Consider the following 24,831-nt stretch of genomic DNA (forward strand, 5'->3'; position numbering starts at 1 on the left):
GTGCGGTCAGGCTGCCTTGACGGCGTCCAGGTTGCGCAGGCGGATGTGCAGCTCGCGCAATTGCTTTTCGTCCACCGGGCTGGGCGCTTGCGTCAGCAAACACTGCGCACGTTGCGTCTTGGGGAATGCAATCACATCGCGGATGGACTCAGCGCCGGTCATCATCGTGACGATGCGGTCCAGGCCGAAAGCCAGGCCACCGTGCGGAGGCGCGCCGTATTGCAGCGCGTCCAGCAGAAAGCCAAACTTGAGTTGGGCTTCTTCGGGCGAGATCTTCAGCGCGTCGAACACCTTTTGCTGCACATCGGCGCGGTGGATACGAACGGAACCGCCGCCCATTTCCCAGCCGTTCAAGACCATGTCGTAGCCCTGCGAGATGCACTTCTCAGGCGCTGTGACCATCCAGTCTTCGTGGCCGGCCTTGGGCGCGGTGAAGGGGTGGTGCACGGCGGTGTAGCGCTGGTTTTCCTCGTCGAACTCGAACATCGGGAAGTCCACCACCCACATCGGCTTCCAGCCTGCAGTGAACAGGCCGTTCTTCTTACCAAATTCGCTGTGGCCGATCTTGATGCGCAGGGCACCAATCGCGTCGTTGACGATCTTTTCCTTGTCGGCACCGAAGAAGATCAGGTCACCGTCTTGCGCGCCGGTACGCTCCAGCACCGCAGCCAAGGCTGCGTCGTGGATGTTCTTGACGATAGGCGATTGCAAGCCGTCACGGCCCTTGGCCAGCTCGTTGACGCGGATGTAGGCCAGGCCCTTGGCACCATAGATCTTGACAAACTCGGTGTACGCGTCGATTTCGCCGCGGCTGATGCCGCCACCTTCGACCGAGCCACCGGGGATACGCAAGGCCACCACACGGCCACCCTTCATGGTGGCAGCGCCGGAGAAGACCTTGAAATCCACATCCTTCATCACGTCGGTCAGTTCGGCAAACTGCAGGTTCACGCGCAAGTCAGGTTTGTCGGAGCCATACAGGCGCGCAGCGTCCTGGTAGGTCATGACCGGGAACTCGCCCAGGTCCACACCGATGGTGTTCTTAAACACCGTGGTGATCATGCCCTGGAACATGTCACGAATATCTTCTTCGGTCAGGAAGGAGGTTTCGATATCGATCTGGGTGAACTCGGGCTGGCGGTCGGCGCGCAGGTCTTCGTCACGGAAACACTTGGTGATCTGGTAGTAGCGATCAAAGCCGGCCACCATCAGCAGCTGCTTGAAGAGCTGAGGGCTTTGGGGCAGCGCGAAGAACATGCCATCGTGCACACGACTGGGCACCAGGTAATCGCGTGCGCCTTCGGGCGTGCTCTTGGTGAGCATGGGGGTTTCGATGTCGACAAAACCATTCGCGTCGAGGAACTTGCGCACTTCCATCGACACGCGGTAGCGCAGCATCAGGTTGTTTTGCATGTAAGGGCGGCGCAGGTCCAGCACGCGGTGCGTGAGACGCGTCGTCTCGGACAGGTTTTCGTCGTCGATCTGGAACGGAGGCGTAACCGACGCGTTGAGCACGATCAGCTCATGGCATAGCACTTCAATCTTGCCGCTCTTGAGGTTGTCATTGGTCGTGCCCTCAGGGCGCGCGCGCACCAGGCCCTTGATCTGCACGCAGTATTCGTTGCGGATGTCTTCGGCCACCTTGAACATGTCGGCGCGGTCGGGATCGCAGACCACCTGCACATAACCTTCGCGGTCACGCACATCGACAAAAATCACACCACCGTGGTCACGGCGACGGTTCACCCAACCACACAGGGTTACGGTTTCGCCCAGCAGGGCTTCGGTCACAAGACCGCAATAGTGGGAGCGCATGGCCATAGCTTGCTTTCAGTTCGCCGCGACTAAGGCGGCGGGTTGGTAATAGGTTATTGGGGTGCGGGGGCAGGAGACGCGGACGCGGCGGGTGCCACCGATCCCATGGAAATCACATAGGTCAATGCCTCGTCCACACTCATGTCCAGCTCGATCACATCTGCCTTGGGCAGCATCAAGAAAAAACCGCTGGTGGGGTTGGGGGTGGTGGGCACGTAAACGCTGACAAAGTCACCGTTCAAATGGCTTTGCACCTCGCCACTGGGTGTGCCCGTCTGGAATGCAATCGTCCAGCTGCCCGCGCGCGGGTACTGGATCAGCAAGGCGGTGCGAAACGCATTGCCGTTGCTGGAGAACAGCGTGTCCGACACCTTTTTGACGCTGTTGTAGATGGATTTGACGATGGGGATGTTGGTGAACAGTCGGTCCCACTGCTTGACCCACCAGCGACCGGCGACGTTGGACACCAGTGCACCGGTGAACAACATGGCGGCAAACACCAACAACACGCCCAGGCCAGGAATGTTGTGCAGGCGCTCCAGCAAAGGGCCCATGCTTTCGGGCGTGACCGCCGCCACACCGGACAGGAAACCGCCAAACACCGCATCCAGCAAACCCACCAGCCACAGCAACACCCAGATGGTGATGGCCAGGGGTAGCCACACCATCAGGCCGGTGAGCAGGTATTTTTTTATGGGCACAGTGTTTCCAGTTCTAGGGACGGAGATCAGGTTGTGGATTTGGGTGTGGTGGTGGCAGCGGGTGTGCTGCTGGAGCTCGCCGCGGCAGGGGCTGCAGCTGCGGGCGCAGCATCGGTCTTGGCCGCAGGGGCTGCCGCACTGTCACCCGTCGCAGGGGCCACGGCGGTGGCCGGGGCGTTGCCGCCCTTGAAATCGGTCACGTACCAGCCTGAACCCTTGAGCTGGAAGCCCGCAGCGGTCAGCTGTTTTTTGAACGTGGGCTGGGCGCAGGTGGGGCAGTCTTGCAGCGGGGCATCGGAGATTTTCTGCAATACGTCCTTGGCAAACCCGCAGGACTCGCATTTATAGGCGTAGATGGGCATGGAAATAAGGCTCTGACATCAGGTTGCAAAGCCTTCAATTATAGGTGGCGGTCAGAAAACCCCAACCCGCACCACAATCTGCATCACCACCATGCCCAACGCGAATCCAATCACCGCGGCCACCAGGGTCTGCAGCAGGCGGTTGGTGCGTTTTTGCTCCAGCAGCAGCTCCTGCACCAGTTGGCTGTTGTCGGTACCACGCTGCTGCAAAAACTGGTGCAACAAACCGGGCAGTTCAGGCAGCAGTTTGGCGTAACGCGGCGCCTGGGCCTTAAGCTCACGGATAAGCTTTTGCGGACCGACCTGCTCCAGCATCCACTGCTCCAGAAACGGCTTGGCGGTGGCCCAGAGGTCCAGATCGGGATCCAGGTCGCGGCCCAGGCCCTCGATATTGAGCAGGGTTTTTTGCAGCAGCACCAGCTGCGGCTGGATTTCCACCTGGAAGCGGCGCGAGGTCTGAAACAGGCGCATCAGCACCATGCCCAGCGAAATTTCCTTGAGCGGCCGGTCGAAGTAGGGTTCACACACGGCACGCACAGCGGCCTCCAGCTCATCCACCCGCGTGCTGGCAGGTACCCAGCCGGATTCGATGTGCAGCTCGGCCACCCGTTTGTAGTCGCGCCGGAAGAAGGCCACAAAGTTCTGCGCCAGGTATTCCTTGTCCACCTCAGTCAGCGTGCCGACGATGCCAAAGTCCAATGAGATGTAACGGCCAAAGGTCTCCGGCGCCAGGCTGACCTGGATGTTGCCCGGGTGCATGTCCGCATGGAAAAAGCCATCGCGGAACACCTGGGTAAAAAACAGCGTCACGCCGTCGCGCGCCAGCTTGGGGATATCCACACCCGCTTCGCGCAAGCGATCCACCTGGCTAATGGGCACACCGTGCATCCGTTCCATGACCAAGACTTCGGTGGTGCACAAGTCCCACCACATCTCGGGGATGAGCACCAGGTTCAGCCCCTCCATATTGCGGCGTAGCTGGGCTGCACTGGCGGCTTCGCGCACCAAGTCCAGCTCGTCGTGCAGGTATTTGTCGAACTCGGCCACCACTTCACGGGGTTTCAGGCGCTTGCCATCGGCCGACAAACCTTCCAACCAGCCGGCCATCATGCGCATCAGGCTCAGGTCCTTGTCGATGACATTGAGCATGCCGGGGCGCAGCACTTTCACCGCCACCTCACGTGGCTTGCCCTGCCGGTCGCGCAGCACGGCAAAGTGCACCTGGGCGATGGACGCACTGGCCACTGGGGTGTGTTCAAACGAATCAAACAGCTCGGCCAGGGGTTTGCCCAGGGCGCGTTCGATGGTGGCGACGGCTACCTCGGAAGGAAATGGCGGTACGCGGTCTTGCAACTTGGCCAGCTCATTGGCAATGTCCAATGGCAGCAGGTCGCGCCGGGTGGACAACACTTGGCCAAATTTCACGAAGATGGGACCCAGGCGCTCCAGCGCCTCACGCAGGCGTTGGCCACGGGGTGCGTCCAGCCTGCGACCTACCGAGACGATGCGCGCCAGCAGGCGCAGCCAGGGCTTCTGAAAACTGGTCAGCACCAGCTCGTCCAGCCCATAACGCAGGGCCACCCAAACGATAAAGACCCCACGGCCCAGCCGTGTCATGCGGCAGCGCCAGAAGCCTTGGGTGCCGCACGCTGCCCCACAAACTGCTGCAGGGCTTGGGCGAAGGTGCGGCCAGTCTGCATCAGCAGGTGGGCCGGGGCGTCACCCAGGATGCGCGACAGGTCCTCTTCCACATCCCAGCGCACGTGATCCGCCAGCCAGTTGATTTCGGCGGCCAGTTGCACATCACCTTCGATGCGCACCTTGGGCTTGCCACCCTGCATCAGCGCCTGTGCGATGGCCAGCGGAGAGTCGTCCAGGATGACCAGCGTGAGATCGGCGGACGCATCAGCCTGGGCCAGGTCCAGAAGCCCGGCGGGCGTGGCCTGCACCTTGAAGGTGAATTGCTGCCATTGGCTCAGGATCACCCGGCCCTTTTGGCGCGCCAGGCGCTCCGTGGCCTGGGGTTCCTGCTGCAGCACATGGTTGAGCAAGAGCACCACGCGGCGGTGGCTTTCTTCAACCATCCAGGCAGGGGGAGCGGGAGGAGTGGGGAGCGCCTTCAAGAGGCCCTCGAACATAGAAAAAGGGGACTGTGTTGCCATAAGGGATTATGGCTCACCCCCGTGGCGGCGCGCACTGCGTGTCGCTTCGCCCTCCCCCTTGCTGGGGGCAACACCAGCAGCCCGGCGGAGCCGGTTCTGCGGTGTTTCTGAACGGGACAAGCGCGCCGGAGACGCGCTAGTTGAGTGGGGGTTTACTGCAGTGCCTGCACGCCTGCGACCAGCCAGCCGCTGGCGCCGGCCTTGGCTTTGGTCATGTTCCAGACTTCGCGGAAGGGGCTGGGGCCGGCCGATGCTTCTTCGCGGATCATGCCGGAGAACTCCACGCTGGCCATGTACTCGTCAGGCAGCTCTTCGATGCCCAGCAGGCGGGCTTCGATCATCACCACATCGGTGTGATTCGGGCCGCTGCCGGTGTGGGTTTCGCGCTCGGCCAGTTGGGCCTGGATTTCCTTGAGCATGCTGTCGGTCATCATGGCGCGCAGGGCCGGGATGTCGGAGCGGTCCCATGCGGCTTGCAAGGTCACGAAGTTGGTTTTGGCGGCCTTGAGGAAACCTTCGCTGTCAAAACCAGCGGGCACACCCCAGGTCTGTGAACCCATCAGTGCGGAACCAATCATCGAGCCGCCTTGGGGCTGCTGCGGTGCTTCAAACGCCATGCTGTTGCGTTCCCACGGGCGGGCCGAGGCGTCGTTGCCGACGTTTTCGGCGCGGTAGGGCTTGGCCACCGTGGCGGGGGTATTGCCGGCGCCCTGGAAGGCAAACGGCGATGACTGCGCCGCTGCGGGCTTGCGGCTGCGCAGGAACCAGCCAACCACGCCCACAACCACCATGGCCAAAAGCGCAAACATCAGGATGTTGCCAAAGGCCTCACCCATGCCCAGCGAGTTGGCCAACCAAGCCAAACCCAAACCGGCGGCCAAACCGCCCAACATGGCGCCCCAAGGACGCTTGGGGGCTGCAGCTGCCGCAGCGCCCGGTGCGGGCTTGGCCGCGGTGTTGTTCATGTTTTGGGCCGGAGCAGCAGGGGCCGCTGGCGTGGCGTCGCGCTGCGTCACATTGCTGGACTGTTTGCCAAACGACTTGCCACCACCCAAACGCTTGGCAGCTTCTGCATTGATGCCCGACAGGGACAAAACCAACGCCAAACCCAAAGCCCACAGTTTCATGATTGCTCCAAAATAGTTATCTCAGCACTTGATTCCAACATGTAAAGCAGCAATGCCGCCAGTCAGGTTGTGATAGTCCACATGGCCAAAGCCCACTTTGTGCATCATGGTCTTTAGCTCCTGTTGGCTGGGATGCATGCGAATCGACTCGGCCAGATACCGGTAACTTGCGTCATCTCCCGCGATCAGCTTGCCCAAACGTGGCAACACCTTGAAAGAGTACCAGTCGTACACCTTCTCCAGCGGTGGCGCCACCTTGGAGAACTCCAGCACCAACAGCTTGCCGCCGGGTTTCAGCACGCGTTGCATTTCTGCCAACGCCACGTCCTTGTGCGTCATATTGCGCAGACCAAAGGCCACGCTCACCACGTTGAAATGGTTATCGGGAAACGGCAGCTTCTCCGCATCACACACCATGGTGGGCAGGATGACGCCGGCGTCCAGCAGCCGGTTGCGGCCGGTCGAGAGCATGGCCTCGTTGATGTCGGTGTGCACCACCTGACCACTCTTGCCCACCTTTTTGGAGAAGGCCAGCGCCAGGTCACCGGTGCCGCCGGCAATGTCCAGCGCCTTGTCGCCCTCTTTGAGGTTGGCCACCAGCGCGGTATAGGCCTTCCAGGCGCGGTGCAAGCCGGCCGACATCAGGTCGTTCATCAGGTCGTACTTGGGCGCCACCGAATCAAACACGCCGCGCACATGGCGGGCTTTTTCTGACTCGTCGACCGAGGTGAAACCAAAGTGGGTGGTGCTCATAATTTTTAATGAAAAGTGACTCTAGCCCTCGCGGATAGTGCGCGAACGGCTCCTAAATTAATAGCAATCTCAATGGCTGGCGCAGCTGTGCCCCGCCTTGCCCGCCATGGGTGCATCACGCTCCACCCCGGCCGCGGTCAGGCGATCCTGGTAATCCTGCCACAGGCGCGTTTCCTGCGAGCCCAGAAAGTACAGGTAGTCCCAGGAATAAATGCCGGTGTCGTGCCCGTCGGAGAAGCGCGGCTGCACCGCGTAGTTGCCTACCGGGTCCAGCGCTTCCAGCTCGACATCCCGCTTACCGGTCTGCAGCGTTTCCTGTCCTGGGCCATGGCCTTGCACCTCGGCCGAGGGCGAGTACACGCGCATCAGCTCAAACGGAATGCGAAAACGCGCGCCGTCCGAGAAGCCAACCTCCAGCACCCGGCTCTGGCCGTGCACCGTGATGTCGGTCGGGGTGGGCGCGCCTGCGGTCAGTCCTGCCATGGGAGCCCCTTACACCAGCACGCGCTCAATGCCGCCGGCATTGGCGATCTGCACGTACTCGGGCAGCCATTCCTTGCCCAGAATCTGGTTGGCCATTTCGACCACGATGTAGTCGGCTTCCAGCAGTCCGTTGTTCAGGTCGTTGCCATAGCGGCTCAGGCCTTGCAGGCAGCTGGGGCAGCTGGTCAGGATCTTCACATTGCCCTGCGTGGCGGGGGCCTGCCCTTCGGGCGCGGTCAGCGCGCGCAAGGCGGTTTCGCCCTTGCGCAGTTCTTCTTCCTTGCGGAAGCGGATCTGGGTGGAGATGTCGGGCCGGGTCACGCCCAGCGTGCCGGACTCGCCGCAGCAGCGGTCATTCTTGAGCACCGCATCGCCCACCAAGGCCTTCACGGTTTTCATCGGGTCCTGCAGCTTCATGGGGCTATGGCAGGGGTCGTGGTACAGGTAACCGGCACCCGCGCCCCCCTCGGGCACCAGCGTGATGCCCTTCTCCAGCAGGTACTCGTGGATGTCGATGATGCGGCAGCCCGGGAATATCTTGTCGAACTCGTAACCCTGCAGCTGGTCGTAGCAGGTGCCGCAGCTCACCACCACGGTCTTGATGTCCAGGTAGTTCAGCGTGTTGGCCACGCGGTGGAACAGCACGCGGTTGTCGGTGATCATCTTCTCGGCCTTGTCGGCCTGACCGCTGCCGCGCTGCGGGTAGCCACAGCACAGGTAGCCGGGCGGCAACACGGTCTGTACGCCGGCATGCCACAGCATGGCCTGCGTGGCCAGGCCCACCTGGCTGAACAGGCGCTCCGAGCCGCAGCCGGGGAAGTAGAACACCGCCTCGGTCTCAGCCGTCGTCGTCTGCGGGTTGCGGATGATGGGCACGTAGTCCGCATCTTCAATGTCCAAGAGCGCGCGGGCCGTCTTCTTGGGCAAGCCACCCGGCATCTTCTTGTTGATGAAGTGGATCACCTGCTCCTTGATAGGCGCGGTGCCCACCGTGGCCGGCGGTTTGGCGGTTTGTTTCTTGGCGGCCAAGCGCAGCACCTGATTCGCCAGGCGCTGGGCCTTGAAGCCCACGCCCACCATGGCCGAACGCATGAGCTTGATGGTCTCGGGGTTGGTGGCGTTGAGGAAGAACATGGCCGCGGCGTTGCCGGGGCGGAAGGACTTCTGGCCCATTTTGCGCAACAGGTTGCGCATGTTCATGGTCACGTCGCCAAAGTCGATCTTCACCGGACAGGGCGACTCACACTTGTGGCAGACCGTGCAGTGGTCGGCCACGTCCTCGAACTCTTCCCAGTGTTTGACGCTGATGCCGCGGCGCGTCTGCTCTTCGTAGAGGAAAGCCTCAACCAGCAAAGACGTGGCCAAAATTTTGTTGCGCGGGCTGTACAGCAGGTTGGCGCGCGGCACGTGGGTGGCGCACACCGGCTTGCATTTGCCGCAGCGCAGGCAGTCCTTCACGCTATCGGCAATGGCGCCAATGTCGCTCTGCTGCATGATCAGCGACTCGTGGCCCATGAGGCCGAACGAGGGCGTGTAGGCGTTGGTCAGGTCGGCGTAGATGGTCGAACCATCTGCCGTCAAATGCGGCGCAAACCCGCTTCCAGGCTGCGCAGGCAGCTCCTGATTGCGTAGCAGCTTGCCCTTGTTGAAGCGCCCTTCGGGGTCGACCTTGGCCTTGTAGGCGATGAAGGGGGCCAGCTCGGCCTCGCTCAAAAACTCCAGCTTGGTGATGCCAATGCCGTGTTCACCCGAGATCACGCCGTCCAGGCTGCGCGCCAACGCCATGATGCGTTTGACCGCGCCGTGGGCCGACTGCAGCATGTCGTAGTCGTCGCTGTTGACGGGGATGTTGGTGTGCACATTGCCGTCACCGGCGTGCATGTGCAGCGCCACCCAGACGCGGCCCTTGAGCACGCGTTTGTGGATGGCCGTGCACTCGGCCAGGATGGCGTCAAACGCGGCACCCGTGAAGATGGCCTGCAGCGGCGCACGCAGCTGGGTCTTCCAACTGGCACGCAGCGTGTGGTCTTGCAGTTGCGCAAACAGCGGCTCCACATCGTTCAGCCAGCCCTGCCATTGGCCGCGCACCTGCGCTACCAGGTCCAGCGCCTGGGCCACGCGGTCTTCCAGCAGCTCCGCGCTGGGAATGTCGTTGGCGTCGTCGGTCTTGCCCAGGGGCAAGTCGCTGCGCTCAAAGAACTCGGTCAAGGCATCGCACAGCGCCAGCTTGTTCTGCAGGCTCAGCTCGATGTTGATGCGCTCGATGCCATCGGTGTACTCGGCCATGCGCGGCAGCGGGATTACCACGTCTTCGTTGATCTTGAAGGCGTTGGTGTGTTTGCTGATGGCGGCAGTACGCTTGCGGTCCAGCCAGAATTTCTTGCGCGCCTCGGCGCTCACGGCCACAAAACCTTCGCCGCTGCGGCTGTTGGCCAGGCGCACCACTTCGCTGGTCACGCGCGCCACGTCGTCGGCATCGTCACCGGCAATGTCACCCACCAACACCATCTTGGGCAGACCGCCACGTTTGCTCTTGGTCGCGTAACCCACGGCTTTCAGGTAGCGGTCGTCCAGGTGCTCCAGGCCCGCCAGCAAGACGCCACTGCGCTTTTGCTCGGCAAACATGAAGTCCTTGATGTCCACGATGCTGGGCACCGCGTCTTTGGCATTGCCAAAAAACTCCAGACACACGGTGCGTGTGTGGGCCGGCATCTTGTGCACCACCCAGCGCCCGCTGGTGATCAGGCCGTCGGTGCCCTCTTTCTGGATGCCGGGCAGGCCACTCAAGAACTTGTCGGTCACGTCCTTGCCCAAGCCTTCCTTGCGGAAGGTGGCGCCGGGGATGTCCAGCCGTTCCTTGCGGATCGGCGTTTTGCCGTCGGCCTTGTAATACTGCAGCTCGAAGCTGGCCACCTCCGCATCATGGATCTTGCCCATGTTGTGGTTGATGCGGGTGACTTCCAGCCACTCGGCCTGGGGTGTCACCATGCGCCAGCTGGCCAGGTTGTCCAGCGCCGTGCCCCACAGCACGGCCTTCTTGCCGCCAGCATTCATGGCGATGTTGCCGCCAATACACGAGGCCTCGGCCGACGTCGGGTCCACGGCAAACACATAACCAGCGCGCTCGGCCGCATCGGCCACGCGCTGGGTCACCACACCGGCCTCGGACCACACGGTGCCAACCGCATAGTCCAGACCGGGCAGGACTTTCATCTCCACCTCGGTCATCGCTTCCAGCTTTTCGGTGTTGATGACCGCGCTCTTCCAGGTCAGCGGAATGGCGCCGCCCGTGTAGCCGGTGCCGCCACCGCGCGGGATGATGGTCAGCCCCAGGTCGATACAGCCCTTCACCAGGCCGGCCATTTCTTCTTCCGAATCAGGGCACAGCACCACAAAGGGGTATTCCACGCGCCAGTCGGTCGCGTCGGTCACATGGCTCACACGGCTCAGGCCGTCGAACTTGACGTTGTCCTTGGCGGTGAGTTTGTACAGCAGCTTTTGCGTTTTTTTGCGCAGAGCGCCCACTTCCACAAAGGCCGCATCAAACGTTTTGACCGCGGCACGGGCGGCCACCAGCAGTTGGCCGACCATGGCGTCGCGTTCGGGATCGGTCTGCGGGGTGCGGCGTTTTTCCACCTCACCCAGGCGGTGGTTGAGGGCATCGACCAGTTGGCCGCGGCGCTTGGGGTTGTCCAGCAGGTCGTCCTGCAAATAGGGGTTGCGCTGCACCACCCAGACATCACCAAGCACTTCGTACAACATGCGGGCCGAACGGCCGGTCTGGCGCTCGCCGCGCAACTGGTTCAACAACTCCCAGCTGTGGGACCCGAGCAGGCGGATGACGATCTCGCGGTCAGAAAACGACGTGTAGTTGTACGGGATTTCGCGGATGCGTTCTTGCACGTGCGCGCCGGGGTTGGCGGCGCTGAGGAGGTGATTGAGCGAGGTGGGGGCGTTCATCAGGGTCAGTAGTAGCTGCCAAGGGGGCCAGACAGGCCACTTTTTGGTAGGCCTTAGATGGTAACGCACCCACTATTCACGGGCTTTTCTAGTGGAAACCCCTGACCAAATGGTCAGAAGAGCTGGCGTTTAATCGAATTGACACAAATTTGACACGCTGCCGCCCTAGCATCGCGCCATTCTTTTTCAGGAACCTCGACCATGACCCACAGCACCCTCACCCGCCGCGCACTGGCGATTGCCGCCGTCACCGCCGCCGCCTTCTCCATTGCAGCCCCGGCCCAAGCGCAAACCGACATCCAATGGTGGCACTCCATGACCGCCGTGAACGGCGAATGGGTCAACGACCTGGCCAAGGAATTCAACGCCAGCCAGAAGGAATACCGCATCCTGCCCACCTTCAAGGGCACCTACGACGAGTCCATGACGGCCGCCGTGGCCGCGTTCCGCGCTGGCAATGCGCCGCACATCCTGCAGGTGTTTGAAGTGGGCACCGCCACCATGATGGCCAGCAAGGGCGCCGTAGTGCCCGTCGGCAAGGTCATGACGGACGCGGGTTACAAGTTCGACCCCAAGGTCTACATTCCTGCCGTGGCCGGTTACTACACTGCACCCAACGGCCAGATGTTGAGCTTCCCGTTCAACAGCTCCACCACGGTGTTCTATTACAACAAAGACGCCTTCAAGGCCGCCGGGTTGGACGCTGAAAAAGCCCCCGCCACCTGGGCAGAAGTCGCCCTGGCTGCCGCCAAGCTCAAGGCCAGCGGCCACAAGTGCCCCATTTCCATCGCTTGGCAGGGCTGGACCCAGCTGGAGAGCTTCTCCGCCTGGCACAACGTGGAATTTGCCACCAAACAAAACGGCCTGGCCGGCATGGATGCCCGCCTGAAGATCAACTCCCCCCTGCATGTGCGCCACATCGAGAACCTGGCCAACATGGCCAAGCAGGGTCTGTTTGTCTACAAGGGCCGCGGCAACGTGCCGGAAGCCAGCTTTGTGTCGGGCGAGTGCGCCATGATGACCACCTCCAGCGGCTTCTATGGCAACGTGAAGAAAAACGCCAAGTTCGCCTTTGGCCTGGCCCCCCTGCCCCACTACCAGGACGTGCCCGGCGCGCCACAAAACACCGTCATTGGCGGTGCCAGCCTGTGGGTCATGTCTGGCAAAAAGGCCGAAGAGTACAAGGGCATCGCCAAGTTCTTCGACTTCCTGTCCAAGCCCGAAGTGCAATCTGCCAGCCACAAGCGCACCGGTTACCTGCCCATCACCACGGCCGCCTTCCAGTTGACCGAAAAATCCGGTTTCTACAAGGAAAACCCAGGCACCGATGTGGCAGTGACCCAGATGGTGCGCAAGGTGACCGACAAGTCCCGCGGCATCCGCTTGGGCAACTATGTGCAGATCCGCGCCATCGAGGACGAAGAACTCGAACAGGTGTGGGCTGGCAAAAAATCGGCCAAGGAAGCGCTTGACTCCGTTGTGACACGGGGTGATGAACTGTTGGCGCGTTTCGAAAAGGCCAACAAGTAAACTTCGGCTCCTTCCAAGAAGTGGCGGCTTGTGCCGCCACTTTGCATTTCTGATCGGTTGATATGGCGGTTGAAAAAAGAGTCGTTTTCAAGTCGGCGTGGCTGCCCTGGGTGCTGATTGCACCGCAGGTGGCGGTCATCGCCATTTTCTTTTTCTGGCCGGCCGCGCAGGCTTTGCTGCAGTCGGTGCAGCAAAGTGATGCGTTTGGCACCTCGGTCGAATTTGTGGGCTTGGAAAACTTCCGCAATCTGTGGAACGACGCCTCCTACCTGGAGTCCTTCAAAACCACCGCCGTGTTCTCGGCGTTGGTGGCGGTGCTGGGCCTGTCCCTCTCGCTCACGCTGGCCATTTTTGCCGACCGTGTGGTGCGCGGCTCCGGCATTTACCGCACCTTCCTGATCTGGCCCTACGCGGTAGCGCCTGCGGTGGCCGGCGTGTTGTGGCTGTTCATGTTTGCGCCCAGCATTGGCATCGTGTCGTATGGCATCCGCCAGCTCGGCATGGGTTGGGACCCGCTGCTCAACAGCAACCACGCCATGGCGCTGATCGTCATGGCCGCGGTGTGGAAGCAAATTTCCTACAACTTCCTGTTCTTCCTGGCGGGCCTGCAAAGCATCCCCAAATCGCTGATTGAAGCGGCCGCCATGGATGGTGCACGTCCCTGGCGTCGGTTCTGGACCATCCAGTTCCCGCTGCTCTCGCCCACCACCTTCTTCCTGCTGGTCATCAACATCGTCTACGCGTTTTTTGACACCTTCGCCATCGTGGATGCAGCCACCAAAGGCGGCCCCGGCAAGGACACGGCCATCCTGGTCTACAAGGTGTATTTCGATGGCTTCAAGGCCATGGACCTGGGCGGCTCGGCCGCGCAGAGTGTGGTGCTTATGTTCATCGTCGTGGCACTGACCGTCGTGCAGTTCCGGTTTGTTGAAAAGAAAGTGAACTACTGATGGTCGAACGTCGCCCCTGGCTGGACTTTGTGTCGCATGCCATCCTGATCATTGGTGTGCTGGTGATTGCCTTCCCGGTCTACATCACCTTCGTCGCCTCCACCCACACCACGCAAGAGGTCGTGCAGTCGCCCATGCCACTGCTGCCCGGCGCCCACCTGTGGGACAACTACCGCACCGCCCTGCTGGGTGGGCGCGAGGGCACGGGCTCCAAGGCCGCCGTTGGCGGCATGATGATGGTGAGCCTGGTCACTGCCCTGGTCATCTCGCTCGGCAAGATCACCATTTCGTTGCTGTCGGCCTTTGCCATCGTCTACTTCCGCTTTCCGGCACGCATGTTCTTCTTCTGGGCCATCTTCGTCACGCTGATGCTCCCCGTGGAGGTGCGCATTGGCCCCACCTACCAGGTGGTGGCAGACCTGGGCATGCTCAACAGCTACGCGGGCCTGACCATCCCGCTGATCGCCTCGGCCACGGCCACCTTTTTGTTCCGCCAGTTTTTTCTGACCGTGCCCGATGAGCTGGTGGAGGCGGCGCGCGTAGACGGTGCCGGGCCGCTGCGTTTCTTCAAAGACATTCTGGTGCCCCTGTCGCGCACCAGCATTGCGGCGCTGTTTGTGATCCAGTTCATTTACGGTTGGAACCAGTACCTCTGGCCCCTGCTGGTGACCACTGAGGAGAACATGTACCCCGTGGTGGTGGGGATCAAACAGATGATTTCGGGCGGTGATGCACAAACCGAATGGAACATCGTGATGGCCACCGCCATGCTGGCCATGCTGCCACCCGCGCTGGTGGTCATGTTGATGCAAAAGTGGTTTGTCAAAGGCCTGGTGGACACCGAAAAATGAGCCCGACAAGCTCGTCGCCACCCCACACGCCACGCAGCAGCGCAGGGTGTCAGGTCCAGGCCCGATTTCTGCGCGTTTGGCAGTATGAGGGCCTGGGCCTGACACCCTGTGCTGCCACCCACCCCAAGGCCTGCAGACACGCGCTTGCAGTGACTCCGCGAGGCCGGAGCCGGGTGTGGGCGCCTCATACTGCCAAACGCGCAGAAATCGGCGCCCACACCCGGCTCCAACCTCGCTCCCTGGCTCACGTTCACAACTAATTACCCTCTGCTTTATGGCTTCCATCGAACTCAAAAACGTCATCAAACGCTACGGCAGCGGCAAAACGGCCAACCAGGTCATCCACGGTGTGAACGCCCAAATTGCCGATGGTGAATTCATCGTCATCGTGGGGCCCAGCGGTTGTGGCAAGTCCACGCTCTTACGCATGGTGGCCGGGCTCGAAGAAGTCAGCGATGGCGAGGTCTGCATCGGTGGCAAGGTCGTCAACGACCTGGAGCCGTCGGACCGCGACATCGCCATGGTGTTCCAGAACTACGCGCTCTACCCCCACATGAGCGTGTTCGAGAACATGGCTTATGGCCTGAAGATTGCCAACGTGCCACTGGACGAGATCAAGGCGCGTGTGGACAAGGCGGCCAAGATTCTAGAACTGGCGCCCTACCTGGACCGCAAGCCCAAAGCCCTGTCGGGCGGCCAGCGCCAGCGTGTGGCTATGGGTCGTGCCATCGTGCGCCAGCCCCAGGTGTTCTTGTTTGACGAACCGCTCTCCAACCTGGACGCCAAACTGCGCGCCCAGACCCGGCTGGAAATCCAGAAACTGCACCGCGAACTCGGTATCACCAGCCTCTTTGTGACGCACGACCAGGTCGAGGCCATGACGCTGGCCCAACGCATGATCGTCATGAATGGCGGCGTGATGGAGCAGTTCGGCACCCCCGAAGAGGTGTACACCCGCCCGGCCAGCACCTTTGTCGCCAGCTTCATCGGCTCGCCGCCCATGAACCTGCTCAAAAATGCGCCTGACGCCAAACCTGGTCTCATCACCGGCATCCGCCCCGAACATCTGGACATCACGCCCACGGGTTGGGCACTGCAGGTCGAGGCCGTGGAAATGCTGGGTGCCGAACGCCTGATCTACGGCAAATGGGCGCACAAATTGCATGCGACCGATGCCGACGAGCTGCTGATCATCCGCACCGAAGAGTCTGCCGCCGTGCCTGCGCTGGGCACCACCCTGCATGTGACACCGCGCCCGGACCGCATTCACCACTTTGACGCCAACACTGGCAAACGTATCTAAAAAATGGCTCCCACTCCCGCTGACCTTCCTCACTGGCCCTACCCGCGCTGGGTGGCCCACCGCGGTGCCGGCAAGCTGGCGCCGGAGAACACGTTGGCCGCCTTCCGTCTGGGTGCCAGCCACGGCTACAGCATGTTCGAGTGTGATGTGAAGCTGAGCAGCGATGGCGTGCCGTTTTTGATGCACGACGCCACCTTGCAGCGCACCACCAATGCGCGTGCGAAGCTGGGCCAAGGCCAGAGCGCTGTGGGTGGTGACCATACCTGGGGCGCACTCTCGCAACTGGACGCCGGCAGCTGGCACAGCCGTGCCTATGCGGGCGAAACCCTGCCCACGCTGGACGCGGTGGCCGCCTACTGCATCCGCAATGGCTACTTTTTAAATATTGAGATCAAGCCCACGCCTGGCACCGAGCGCCATACGGGCGAGGTGGTGGCCCAGCACGTCGCGCGCCTGTGGGCGGGCCAGGCCGTGCCCCCCCTGCTCACGTCCTTTGACCCCGAGGCACTGGAAGGCGCACAGGCCACACAGCACGAGCTGCCGCGCGGCCTGCTGCTGGACACACTGTGGAAGGGCTGGCTGGAAACCGCGCTGGGCTTGGGCTGCCAAGCGATTGTGTGCAACCACGCACTGTGGGACCGCAGCACCGTGACCCAGGCCCAAAGTGCGGGCTTTCGCACGCTGAGCTACACAGTGAACGACGACTGGGCCGCGCAGCGCCTCATCGATCTGGGCACCGACGGCATCATCACCGACCGCGTGGACTTGTTCAGCCCGGTCTAAGTGCTATATAAACAATAGCTGCTCACGCATACTCTAAGCGGGCTAGAGCCCGATTTAATACTATCTTTGGGCCAACACCCAGCGCACCGCATCCAACATGCTGGGCAGGGTCACCGTGGCGGCGCTGAAGTCGTGGCTAGCCGACATCTCGGTGGGGATGGCCACACAGGCCAAACCTGCGGCGACGGCAGCGGCCACACCGTGTTCGGTGTCCTCGAACGCCACCACGTTCTGCGCTTGCAGGCCCATGCGCTGCAGCGCCAGCAGGTAGCAGTCGGGTGCGGGTTTGCTGTGCACCACATCGTCGGCCGACACCACCGTCTCAAACGCGGCAGCCAGGTTATGCGAGCGCAGCGTGGCGTGGATGGCGTAGGCACGCGCACCGGTTACCACCCCCATACGCAGATGCGCGGCTTGCAGTTGGGCCATGGATTCGCGCACACCAGGCATGAGCGGAAAGGCGTTGACCTGCAAATAGGCCTGGGCACTTTCGTTCTTCAGGCGGGCCAGCACCGTGGGGGCCTCTTTCACGCCAAAACGCTCGACCAGGTCCACGGCATTGGCATCGGTGGGCACACCGGCATAAAAATCTTTGTATTGGGCCTGCGTCAGCGCCAAGTCGTAGGGTGCCAGCACCTGGTTCCACAAGGCCAGGTGCTGGCCCTCGGAATCCACCAGGGTGCCATCGTGGTCAAAAAGAACAGCGTGAAAACGGATTGACATAGGTCAAACTTTGGTGAATCGGGGTTTAGCGGCGCATGGCCCACCACTGGCTGCTGGCCGTGGCCAGCACCAGTGCGGCGTAGCTGAGCATCTTGCCGTCACGGCCAAAGAACACCAGCCCGGCCAGCAGGGCCAGCGCACCCACTACACAATTGATAGCTGCTTGCGCAGTACCGGTACGGGCTAGAGCCTTATTCTTCATAAAAACAGGCGCCAGATAGGCCAATGCAGCCCCCAGCGCCAGGGCGGGGGCCACAAAGTTCAGCAGGTGATTCAGCAGGTCCAAAGGGCCCATAGGGTGTGGCGCAAGGCCAAAGCAGGCCCGTCAGGTGGTCAGTAGGGTCTCGATTTTATAATCGGGGTCTAAACATATGGCAGTCTGGGCATTAGGCATCAACCACACCACCGCTCCGCTGGACATGCGGGGCCGGTTTGCGTTCGCCACCGACCAGATTGCCCCGCAGCTCCACGGCCTGCGCCAGAGCATGGCGCGCCCACCCGAAGCGGCCATTGTCTCCACCTGCAACCGCACCGAAATCTACTGCGCGGGCGACGAGGCCGCGCTGGACCACACGCTGGCCTGGCTGGCACAAAGCGGCGGCGTGACGCCCAACGAACTGCGCGCCCACACCTACCGCCTGCAAGACGGCCATGCCGCGCGCCACGCCTTCCGTGTGGCCAGCGGGCTGGACTCCATGGTGCTGGGCGAACCGCAAATTTTGGGCCAGCTCAAAGACGCCGTACGCGCGGCCGACGAAGCGGGTGCTCTGGGAACCACGCTTTCGCAGATGTTCCAGCGCTCGTTTGCCGTGGCCAAAGAGGTACGCACCTCCACCGAAATTGGCGCCCACAGCATCAGCATGGCCGCCGCCGCGGTGCGCCTGGCGGGCAACCTGTTTGAGGACTTGGCCCAGGTGAAGGTGCTGTTTGTGGGGGCCGGCGAAATGATTGAGCTGTGCGCCACGCACTTTGCGGCCAAAAACCCGAAAACCATTGCCATTGCCAACCGCACACTGGAGCGCGGCGAGAAGCTGGCCAGCCGTTTTGGTGGCGAGGTGATGCGCCTGGCCGATCTGCCCGATCGCCTGCACGAGTTTGACGCCGTGGTGAGCTGCACCGCCAGCACGCTGCCCATCATTGGCTTGGGTGCAGTGGAGCGTGCGCTCAAGAAACGCAAACACCGCCCCATGTTCATGGTGGACCTGGCCGTGCCGCGCGATATCGAACAAGAAGTCAAAGCTCTGGGCGATGTGTACCTGTACACCGTGGACGACCTGGCCAGCGTGGTGCAAACCGCCCAGGCCAGCCGCCAGGCCGCCGTGGCCCAGGCCGAAGCGATTGTGGACGCCGGTGTGCAAAGTTTTATGCACTGGGTGGACCAGCGCAGCGCCGTGCCGCTGATCCAACAGCTCAATGCCCAGGCCGATGAATGGCGCCTGGCCGAGTTGACCCGTGCCCGCAAGCTGCTGGCCAAGGGGGAAGACATGGATACGGTGCTCGAAGCCCTGTCCAAGGGACTCACCCAAAAAATGCTGCACGGCGCCATGGCCGAGCTGCATGCCGGTGATGCGACTGCGCGCGAACGCGCCAGCAGCGCCATCCAGCACTTTTTCTTGCGCAACAGCCGTTAGCGACGCTGCCCTGCGCAGCACTGCCCTTTGCAGCGCAAAGGGCTCTCCCCAATGTCCGTCTGAGTATTGTTATGAAACCCTTTTTGCGCCAACAACTTGCCCGCTACGCCGACCGCCAGGGAGAGCTGGAATTTCTGCTGTCCCGCGAAGACATCATGAAAGACATGGAGCAGTTCCTCAAACTCTCGCGCGAGCACACCGACGTGGCCGCCGTGGCCGGCCGCTGGAGCCGCTACCAGCAACGCGAAAGCGACCTGGCCAGCGCGCAAGAGATGCAATCTGACCCCGACATGGCGGAAATGGCCGAGGAAGAGATCACCAGTGCCACGACCGAACTGGCGCAACTGGAAACCGAGCTGCAGCGCATGCTGCTGCCCAAAGACCCGGACGATGCGCGCCCCGCGTTTGTGGAAATCCGCGCCGGTACCGGGGGTGACGAGTCCGCCCTGTTTGCGGCCGACCTGGCTCGCATGTACACCCGCTACTGCGATGCCAAGGGCCTGCGCACCGAGATCATGAGCGCGTCGGAAAGCGAGCTGGGCGGCTACAAAGAAGTGGTGTTGCGCATCGAAGGCAGCACAAACACCAGTGCCGGATCCTGCGGCGCCTACGGCATGCTGAAGTTTGAATCGGGCGGCCACCGCGTGCAGCGCGTACCGGCTACCGAAACGCAAGGCCGCATCCACACCAGCGCCTGCACCATCGCCGTGTTGGCCGAGCAGGACGAGGCCGAGGCCATCAAGATCAACCCTTCGGACCTGCGCATCGACACCTACCGCGCCAGCGGCGCGGGTGGCCAGCACATCAACAAAACCGACTCCGCGGTGCGTATCACCCACCTGCCCACAGGCATCGTAGCCGAGTGCCAGGACGGCCGCAGCCAGCACAGCAACAAGGCCCAGGCCCTGAAGGTGTTGACCGCCCGTATCCACGAAAAAGACCGCAGCGAGCGCGCCGCCAAAGATGCCGCTGAGCGCAAGAGCCTGGTGGGCAGCGGGGACCGCAGCGACCGCATCCGCACCTACAACTTTCCGCAGGGCCGTCTGACGGACCACCGCATCAACCTGACGTTGTACAAGTTGCTCAACATCATGGAAGGTGACATGGACGACGTGGTGGAAGCGTTGCAGGCCTACGAGGCGGCGCAACAACTGGCGGCGCTGGAAAACAACCTGAATTAGGGTGAGGGCAGCGTAGCTTCGCAAAATCCGGGAGTCTGGGCGGCAGAGCGTTTTGCGCAGGTAAAGGAGGAGCCCGCGCAGCGGGCGGGGGACACGGAGCAAAACGCTCTGCCGCCCAGACTCCCAGCGCTCCAACAAAAATGCCCCACAGGTGCCTGCGGGGCGGTGCACGGGGAAGCGCGGCGGATCAGAGCTTGAAGACGCCCACCACCTGCACCAGTTCATTGGCCTGGCTCTTCAGGCTGCTGGCCGCAGCGGCCATTTCTTCCACCAGCGCAGCGTTTTGCTGCGTGGCCTGGTCCATCTGCGTGACCGCCTCGCCTACTTGGGCCACACCCGCGCTTTGCTCGTTGCTGGCGGCGCTGATCTCGCCCATGATGTCCGTCACCCGGCGGATGCTGCTGACCACCTGGGTCATGGTTTCGCCCGCCTTGTCGACCAGGGCCGTGCCCTGCTCTACACGTGCCACGCTGGTACTGATCAGAGACTTGATTTCCTTGGCAGCTTCTGCAGAACGGCCGGCCAGGCTGCGCACCTCGGAGGCCACCACCGCAAAACCGCGGCCCTGCTCGCCGGCCCTTGCGGCCTCCACCGCCGCGTTCAGCGCCAGGATGTTGGTCTGAAACGCGATGCCGTCGATCACGCTGATGATGTCGCTGATCTTGCGGCTGGCTTCGTTGATGCCTTTCATGGTTTCCACCACCTGGCCAACGACTTCACCACCTTGCACCGCCACGGTGGACGCACTCATGGCCAGTTGGTTGGCTTGGCGGGCGTTTTCGGCGTTTTGCTGCACGGTGGAGTTCAGTTCTTCCATACTGGCCGCGGTTTCTTCCAGCGCGCTGGCCTGGTGCTCGGTACGTGCCGACAGGTCGTTGTTGCCCTGGGCAATCTCGGCACTGGCATTGGCCACGCCATCGGCACTGCCGCGCACCTGGGTCAACACGCCGTGGATCTTGCCCACAAACTGGTTGAATCCCGAACCAATGGCGGCCAGCTCGTCGTTGCCACGCACATCCAGTTTGGTGCGCAGGTCGGCCTCACCACTGGACAGGTTGACCATGGCCTGGCTCAGTGCGCGCAGGGGGCGCATGAGGCGCGACAAAACCGCCACCAGAATCAGGGCCGTGGCCAGCGCACACACCACCGCAACCACCAGCGCATAGGCCGTCAGCTGCCGCGACGAGGCCGTGGCCACACTTCGCGGGAAACTGAGGCGCACGCTCCAGGGCAGCGTGTCGGGGTGGATGGTCACCGGCTGCAGCAGGTGCAACACGCCTTGTGCATCCTGGTACTCAAAGGCCTTGCCCGCCTGAATGGCGGCCAAGCCGTCGGTCGGCACGTCCTCGGCCTTTTTGTTGATGCGCTCGGCCTCGGGGTGGGAGGCGTACAGGCCGCCGTTGGACAACAAGGCCAAGGAGCCCCCGTCCATCACCTTCAGGTCGGTCAAAATTTTGCCCAGCTGGGTGAGCGTGAAGTCGGCACTGGCCAGCCCCTCGAACTTGCCCTGGATCAGGATGGGGGCGGCCAGCGTGGCCATGAGCACGTCCTTGCCTTCAATGGGGTAGAGATAGGGCTCGGTGAAGTTGACCTTGCCCGACTTCTTGGGCACGTCGTACCAGTCATTGGCACCCGGTGTTTTGGGGTCAAACACAATCGGGTCCACATGGAAGCCACCCCCGGCCTTGCGGGTCCAGTAGGGCATGAAGCGGCCGCTGTCGTCGTATTCCGGCTTTTTGCCAGCGTAGTCGGCGTCCTTGCCGTCCAGCGCGTTGGGTTCCCAGGTCACGGCAGCGCCAATGAAGTCCTCGGCGCTGCCCAGCGTGGACTTGACCATCTCGTTGATCTGCTCCCGCTGCAGCGGCAGGTTGGCCGCCTTGGTGGTGGCCATGGCACCGGCCAGCGCCGTGACATTGGCCAGGTTGGAGCGAATGCGGGTTTGCAGGGCACCAGCGGCTTCGCGCGCCGAGGTACGGGCCAGGTCCATGGTGGCGTCTTCGGCCGCCGTGCTGCTTTTGAAACCAATCACCATCGACGTGATGGCCAGGCTGAGCACCACCAGCCCTGTGGCGGCCAGACCGATCTTGGCACTCAGCGACAAGGCCGGGCGCAGGCGGCTGGCGGGTCGGGCTTCGGAGGACAATGTGGGGCTCATATGCTTGATTCCTTAGGTTCAGTCCCGGCGCCTCACCTACCACCACGTGCTGCGATTGTTTGTACTTTTATTCGCGAGTTCATCGTAGCGCATCTGTGCCGTGTGTGCTGGGCAAAACGGCTGCGTGTGCCCCCATTCCCCTCATCGCACGCAAATGGTGCGCCCTGCGCTACAAACCTGATAGCACCTCTTTGCCATGCTCTCCCACACCCTTGATACTTTTCTGACACACGGCCTGGACCGCCTGGATGCCCAGATGCTGCTGCTGCACGCGCTGGGCCGCCCGCTGCACGACCGCGCCTGGCTGCTGCTGCACAGCGACGCGCCTGTGCCTGCCCAAGCGCAGCAGTGGCTGGACCAGGCCCTGCAACGCCGGCTGGCCGGCGAACCGGTGGCCTACATCACGGGCCACAAGGAGTTTTATGGCCTGGACTTGCAGGTGGACGCCCGGGTGCTGGTGCCACGCCCCGACACCGAAACCCTGGTGGACTGGGCGCTAGAGGTGCTTCAGCGCCAGCCCGGCGCCCGCGTGGTGGACCTGGGCACCGGCAGCGGTGCCATTGCCCTGGCGCTGAAACACAGCTGCCCCAGCCTGCAGGTGCAGGCGGTGGACTACAGCCCCGGTGCGCTGGCCGTGGCCCAGGGCAATGCAGAGCGTCTGCAACTGCAGGTGGCTTTCCACCAGGGCTCCTGGCTCTCGGGTATCACCGGGCCTCTGGATGCCATCGTGTCCAACCCGCCGTACATCCGCGAAGACGACGAACACCTGCCCGCGCTGCGCCACGAACCCCGCCAGGCCCTGACCGCCGGGGCCGACGGGTTGGACGACATCCGCACCATCGTTGTGCAGGCCCGTGAACGGCTGCGCAGCGGTGGCTGGTTGCTGCTGGAGCACGGCCACGACCAGGCCCCGGCGGTGTGTGCCCTGCTGCAGCAGGCCGGTTTTGCCCAGGTACAACACCGCCACGATCTGGCCGACATTGCCCGCTGTAGTGGTGGAATATGGCCCTAGACCCCGTATCTATTGCGCAAGAAGCTCCTAATTTAATAGCAAACACACTATCCCTACCCATGCCACAAACCGCACCAGCCTGCCCCCAATGCACTTTGGAAAACACCTACCCTGACGGCAGCAACTTTGTCTGCGCCGACTGCGGTTTTGAATGGCCCCAAGCCGCAGCCCAGGCCGACGACGATGACAGCGCGGTGGTGAAAGACTCCAATGGCCAGCCGCTGCAAGATGGCGATGCTGTGGTGCTGATCAAGGACCTCAAGGTCAAGGGCAGCTCCACCGTGCTCAAGCAAGGTACCAAGGTTAAAAGCATCCGCCTGGTCGGTGGTGACCACGAGGTCGACTGCAAGATGGACGGCGGCAGCTTCATGCTCAAGGCCTGCTTCCTGAAGAAAGCCTAGACACAAAACGACACCGTAACGATTTAGGTGTTTACAGCGGCAAAAGCTTGCCGCTAGACTGCAATGGCCATATGGCACGCTTTCCGTGACAGGCCATGCAAACGACACAACCGGTGGGACAGGCTTCCGCCCGAGGCTGGCGCAGCCTCTGGGCGCTTGCATGGCTATGCCTGTGCACCGGCCAAGCCGCCGCACAAACCGTGCCCTGCAAGGCCCTGGTGGCCACGGGCAACCCCGAATATTCCCCCTACCTGTGGCGCGACCCGAGCGATGACACCCGACTGATAGGCGCCAATGCCGATCTGATGCAGCTGCTCTCCAAGGAGATTGGCCTGCCCATCGAGGTGAAGTACCTGGGCTCCTGGGCCCGCGTGCAAGAGCAGGCCAAAAGCGGTCGTGTGGACCTGATTGCCGGTGCCTTCTTCACGCTGCCACGGCTGGACTACATGGATTACTTCTACCCGGCGTTCCGCAGCACCCGCACGGTGATCTGGACGCCGGCCAAGAACACCTTCCCCTACAAGGCCTGGAGCGACCTCAAAGGCCGCAAAGGCCTGACCGTACTCAACAACAGCTTTGGCGAAGGGTTTGACCGCTACGCCAAAGAGTTCCTGCAGATTGACGAGGTGTCCCAGCTGGAGCAGGCCTTTCGCATGTTGGGGGTGGGCCGCGCCCAGTACATCGTGTACGAGGAAGACCCCGGGCGGGCTTTGGCCGCCAAGCTCGGCTACACCGAGCTAAAAACCTCTGCCGTGGCCGTAAGCAACGAGGGACTGCACCTCACGCTGTCCCACCTGTCGCCCTGCAACACCGGAGAGCTGCGTGGGCGTATTGCCAAGGCGCTCAACAAACTCACCAAAGACCAGGTGATGAAGCAGCTGGTGGAAACCAATATCCAGCGCTGGCGCCAGCAGGCGGGGCCTTAACCCGCCTCCCAGCCCCCGGGGC

22 protein-coding genes are annotated in these 24,831 nt (G+C 62.4%); 10 read left to right on the plus strand and 12 right to left on the minus strand.

The features are described 5' to 3' along the window. Positions 1-6 precede the first annotated feature (6 nt). The 9 genes from aspS to C5F53_RS09185 form a co-directional block, all read right to left on the minus strand. Positions 7-1,821 carry an aspartate--tRNA ligase gene (aspS, locus tag C5F53_RS09145; RefSeq protein WP_105261077.1) on the minus strand — a complete coding sequence of 605 codons (1,815 nt, stop codon included), beginning with the start codon at positions 1,819-1,821 and terminating at the stop codon, positions 7-9. Positions 1,822-1,868: 47 nt separating this feature from the next. Further along, positions 1,869-2,510, minus strand: coding sequence for a DUF502 domain-containing protein (locus tag C5F53_RS09150; RefSeq protein ID WP_201740836.1), 642 nt, complete (start codon positions 2,508-2,510; stop codon positions 1,869-1,871). A gap of 32 nt (positions 2,511-2,542) precedes the next feature. After that, complete coding sequence (locus tag C5F53_RS09155; RefSeq protein WP_105261078.1) at positions 2,543-2,878, minus strand: FmdB family zinc ribbon protein; 336 nt, start codon at positions 2,876-2,878, stop codon at positions 2,543-2,545. Between the two features lie 51 nt (positions 2,879-2,929). Then, complete coding sequence (gene ubiB, locus C5F53_RS09160; protein ID WP_105261079.1) at positions 2,930-4,495, minus strand: ubiquinone biosynthesis regulatory protein kinase UbiB; 1,566 nt, start codon at positions 4,493-4,495, stop codon at positions 2,930-2,932. Further along, the gene (locus tag C5F53_RS09165) at positions 4,492-4,962 is read right to left on the minus strand and encodes a hypothetical protein (protein ID WP_236635321.1); all 471 of its coding nucleotides are present in this window, start codon (positions 4,960-4,962) and stop codon (positions 4,492-4,494) included. The genes ubiB and C5F53_RS09165 overlap by 4 nt, the downstream gene beginning before the upstream one ends. A 230-nt stretch (positions 4,963-5,192) precedes the next feature. Further along, the gene (locus tag C5F53_RS09170) at positions 5,193-6,167 is read right to left on the minus strand and encodes a Tim44 domain-containing protein (RefSeq protein WP_105261081.1); all 975 of its coding nucleotides are present in this window, start codon (positions 6,165-6,167) and stop codon (positions 5,193-5,195) included. Positions 6,168-6,188: 21 nt separating this feature from the next. After that, a complete protein-coding gene (gene ubiE, locus C5F53_RS09175) occupies positions 6,189-6,920 on the minus strand; it encodes a bifunctional demethylmenaquinone methyltransferase/2-methoxy-6-polyprenyl-1,4-benzoquinol methylase UbiE (RefSeq protein WP_105261082.1) in 732 nt (243 codons plus the stop codon). A gap of 69 nt (positions 6,921-6,989) precedes the next feature. After that, complete coding sequence (locus tag C5F53_RS09180; protein WP_105261083.1) at positions 6,990-7,403, minus strand: gamma-butyrobetaine hydroxylase-like domain-containing protein; 414 nt, start codon at positions 7,401-7,403, stop codon at positions 6,990-6,992. 9 nt (positions 7,404-7,412) lie between these two features. Next, positions 7,413-11,363, minus strand: a complete 3,951-nt coding sequence (locus tag C5F53_RS09185) for a DUF3683 domain-containing protein (protein ID WP_105261084.1) — start codon at positions 11,361-11,363, stop codon at positions 7,413-7,415. A 201-nt stretch (positions 11,364-11,564) separates the two neighbouring features. Between C5F53_RS09185 and ugpB the strand changes: the two genes are divergently transcribed. From ugpB to ugpQ, 5 genes are all read left to right on the plus strand, one after another. Further along, the gene (gene ugpB, locus C5F53_RS09190; protein WP_105261085.1) at positions 11,565-12,893 is read left to right on the plus strand and encodes a sn-glycerol-3-phosphate ABC transporter substrate-binding protein UgpB; all 1,329 of its coding nucleotides are present in this window, start codon (positions 11,565-11,567) and stop codon (positions 12,891-12,893) included. A gap of 62 nt (positions 12,894-12,955) precedes the next feature. Next, the gene (gene ugpA / locus C5F53_RS09195) at positions 12,956-13,843 is read left to right on the plus strand and encodes a sn-glycerol-3-phosphate ABC transporter permease UgpA (RefSeq protein WP_105261086.1); all 888 of its coding nucleotides are present in this window, start codon (positions 12,956-12,958) and stop codon (positions 13,841-13,843) included. After that, entirely contained in the window at positions 13,843-14,694 is an 852-nt protein-coding gene (gene ugpE / locus C5F53_RS09200; protein WP_105261087.1) for a sn-glycerol-3-phosphate ABC transporter permease UgpE, read from the plus strand. Before ugpA ends, ugpE begins: the two co-directional genes overlap by 1 nt. Before the next feature lie 274 nt (positions 14,695-14,968). Further along, on the plus strand, positions 14,969-15,997 hold the full coding sequence (gene ugpC, locus C5F53_RS09205; protein ID WP_105261088.1) for a sn-glycerol-3-phosphate ABC transporter ATP-binding protein UgpC: 1,029 nt from the start codon (positions 14,969-14,971) through the stop codon (positions 15,995-15,997). A 3-nt stretch (positions 15,998-16,000) separates the two neighbouring features. Beyond that, a complete protein-coding gene (gene ugpQ / locus C5F53_RS09210) occupies positions 16,001-16,780 on the plus strand; it encodes a glycerophosphodiester phosphodiesterase (RefSeq protein WP_105261089.1) in 780 nt (259 codons plus the stop codon). A 60-nt stretch (positions 16,781-16,840) separates the two neighbouring features. On the opposite strand, the gene C5F53_RS09215 is transcribed toward ugpQ, so the two are convergent. Both C5F53_RS09215 and C5F53_RS09220 read right to left on the minus strand, forming a co-directional pair. Beyond that, positions 16,841-17,503: an HAD family phosphatase gene (locus C5F53_RS09215; RefSeq protein ID WP_105261090.1), complete on the minus strand. Its 663-nt coding sequence runs from the start codon at positions 17,501-17,503 to the stop codon at positions 16,841-16,843. 25 nt (positions 17,504-17,528) lie between these two features. Beyond that, positions 17,529-17,798: a hypothetical protein gene (locus C5F53_RS09220; protein WP_105261091.1), complete on the minus strand. Its 270-nt coding sequence runs from the start codon at positions 17,796-17,798 to the stop codon at positions 17,529-17,531. Positions 17,799-17,874: 76 nt separating this feature from the next. Between C5F53_RS09220 and hemA the strand changes: the two genes are divergently transcribed. Both hemA and prfA read left to right on the plus strand, forming a co-directional pair. Next, the gene (hemA, locus tag C5F53_RS09225) at positions 17,875-19,134 is read left to right on the plus strand and encodes a glutamyl-tRNA reductase (RefSeq protein ID WP_105261092.1); all 1,260 of its coding nucleotides are present in this window, start codon (positions 17,875-17,877) and stop codon (positions 19,132-19,134) included. Positions 19,135-19,205: 71 nt separating this feature from the next. Next, positions 19,206-20,315 carry a peptide chain release factor 1 gene (gene prfA / locus C5F53_RS09230; protein WP_105261093.1) on the plus strand — a complete coding sequence of 370 codons (1,110 nt, stop codon included), beginning with the start codon at positions 19,206-19,208 and terminating at the stop codon, positions 20,313-20,315. A gap of 187 nt (positions 20,316-20,502) precedes the next feature. Here the strand turns inward: prfA and C5F53_RS09235 are convergent, their stop codons facing one another. Next, positions 20,503-22,470 carry a methyl-accepting chemotaxis protein gene (locus C5F53_RS09235; protein ID WP_105261094.1) on the minus strand — a complete coding sequence of 656 codons (1,968 nt, stop codon included), beginning with the start codon at positions 22,468-22,470 and terminating at the stop codon, positions 20,503-20,505. Positions 22,471-22,666: 196 nt separating this feature from the next. Here C5F53_RS09235 and prmC point away from each other — a divergent pair, with 196 nt between their 5' ends. From prmC to C5F53_RS09250, 3 genes are all read left to right on the plus strand, one after another. Further along, on the plus strand, positions 22,667-23,482 hold the full coding sequence (gene prmC, locus C5F53_RS09240) for a peptide chain release factor N(5)-glutamine methyltransferase (RefSeq protein WP_105261095.1): 816 nt from the start codon (positions 22,667-22,669) through the stop codon (positions 23,480-23,482). Between the two features lie 59 nt (positions 23,483-23,541). Beyond that, a complete protein-coding gene (locus C5F53_RS09245; protein WP_105261096.1) occupies positions 23,542-23,883 on the plus strand; it encodes a zinc ribbon domain-containing protein YjdM in 342 nt (113 codons plus the stop codon). A gap of 95 nt (positions 23,884-23,978) precedes the next feature. Beyond that, positions 23,979-24,809, plus strand: coding sequence for an ABC transporter substrate-binding protein (locus C5F53_RS09250; RefSeq protein WP_105261097.1), 831 nt, complete (start codon positions 23,979-23,981; stop codon positions 24,807-24,809). The last annotated feature ends 22 nt before the right edge of the window (positions 24,810-24,831 follow it).

Source organism: Rhodoferax sp. TS-BS-61-7 (assembly GCF_002943465.1).
GTDB lineage: Bacteria > Pseudomonadota > Gammaproteobacteria > Burkholderiales > Burkholderiaceae_C > Allorhodoferax.

Coding starts and splice junctions, on each gene's coding strand:
- aspS (WP_105261077.1), bottom strand. CDS start 1,821: ATGGCCATGCGCTCCCACTATTGCGGTCTTGTGACCGAAGCCCTGCTG.
- C5F53_RS09155 (WP_105261078.1), bottom strand. CDS start 2,878: ATGCCCATCTACGCCTATAAATGCGAGTCCTGCGGGTTTGCCAAGGAC.
- ubiB (WP_105261079.1), bottom strand. CDS start 4,495: ATGACACGGCTGGGCCGTGGGGTCTTTATCGTTTGGGTGGCCCTGCGT.
- C5F53_RS09165 (WP_236635321.1), bottom strand. CDS start 4,962: ATGGTTGAAGAAAGCCACCGCCGCGTGGTGCTCTTGCTCAACCATGTG.
- C5F53_RS09170 (WP_105261081.1), bottom strand. CDS start 6,167: ATGAAACTGTGGGCTTTGGGTTTGGCGTTGGTTTTGTCCCTGTCGGGC.
- ubiE (WP_105261082.1), bottom strand. CDS start 6,920: ATGAGCACCACCCACTTTGGTTTCACCTCGGTCGACGAGTCAGAAAAA.
- C5F53_RS09180 (WP_105261083.1), bottom strand. CDS start 7,403: ATGGCAGGACTGACCGCAGGCGCGCCCACCCCGACCGACATCACGGTG.
- C5F53_RS09185 (WP_105261084.1), bottom strand. CDS start 11,363: ATGAACGCCCCCACCTCGCTCAATCACCTCCTCAGCGCCGCCAACCCC.
- ugpB (WP_105261085.1), top strand. CDS start 11,565: ATGACCCACAGCACCCTCACCCGCCGCGCACTGGCGATTGCCGCCGTC.
- ugpA (WP_105261086.1), top strand. CDS start 12,956: ATGGCGGTTGAAAAAAGAGTCGTTTTCAAGTCGGCGTGGCTGCCCTGG.
- ugpE (WP_105261087.1), top strand. CDS start 13,843: ATGGTCGAACGTCGCCCCTGGCTGGACTTTGTGTCGCATGCCATCCTG.
- ugpC (WP_105261088.1), top strand. CDS start 14,969: ATGGCTTCCATCGAACTCAAAAACGTCATCAAACGCTACGGCAGCGGC.
- ugpQ (WP_105261089.1), top strand. CDS start 16,001: ATGGCTCCCACTCCCGCTGACCTTCCTCACTGGCCCTACCCGCGCTGG.
- C5F53_RS09215 (WP_105261090.1), bottom strand. CDS start 17,503: ATGTCAATCCGTTTTCACGCTGTTCTTTTTGACCACGATGGCACCCTG.
- C5F53_RS09220 (WP_105261091.1), bottom strand. CDS start 17,798: ATGGGCCCTTTGGACCTGCTGAATCACCTGCTGAACTTTGTGGCCCCC.
- hemA (WP_105261092.1), top strand. CDS start 17,875: ATGGCAGTCTGGGCATTAGGCATCAACCACACCACCGCTCCGCTGGAC.
- prfA (WP_105261093.1), top strand. CDS start 19,206: ATGAAACCCTTTTTGCGCCAACAACTTGCCCGCTACGCCGACCGCCAG.
- C5F53_RS09235 (WP_105261094.1), bottom strand. CDS start 22,470: ATGAGCCCCACATTGTCCTCCGAAGCCCGACCCGCCAGCCGCCTGCGC.
- prmC (WP_105261095.1), top strand. CDS start 22,667: ATGCTCTCCCACACCCTTGATACTTTTCTGACACACGGCCTGGACCGC.
- C5F53_RS09245 (WP_105261096.1), top strand. CDS start 23,542: ATGCCACAAACCGCACCAGCCTGCCCCCAATGCACTTTGGAAAACACC.
- C5F53_RS09250 (WP_105261097.1), top strand. CDS start 23,979: ATGCAAACGACACAACCGGTGGGACAGGCTTCCGCCCGAGGCTGGCGC.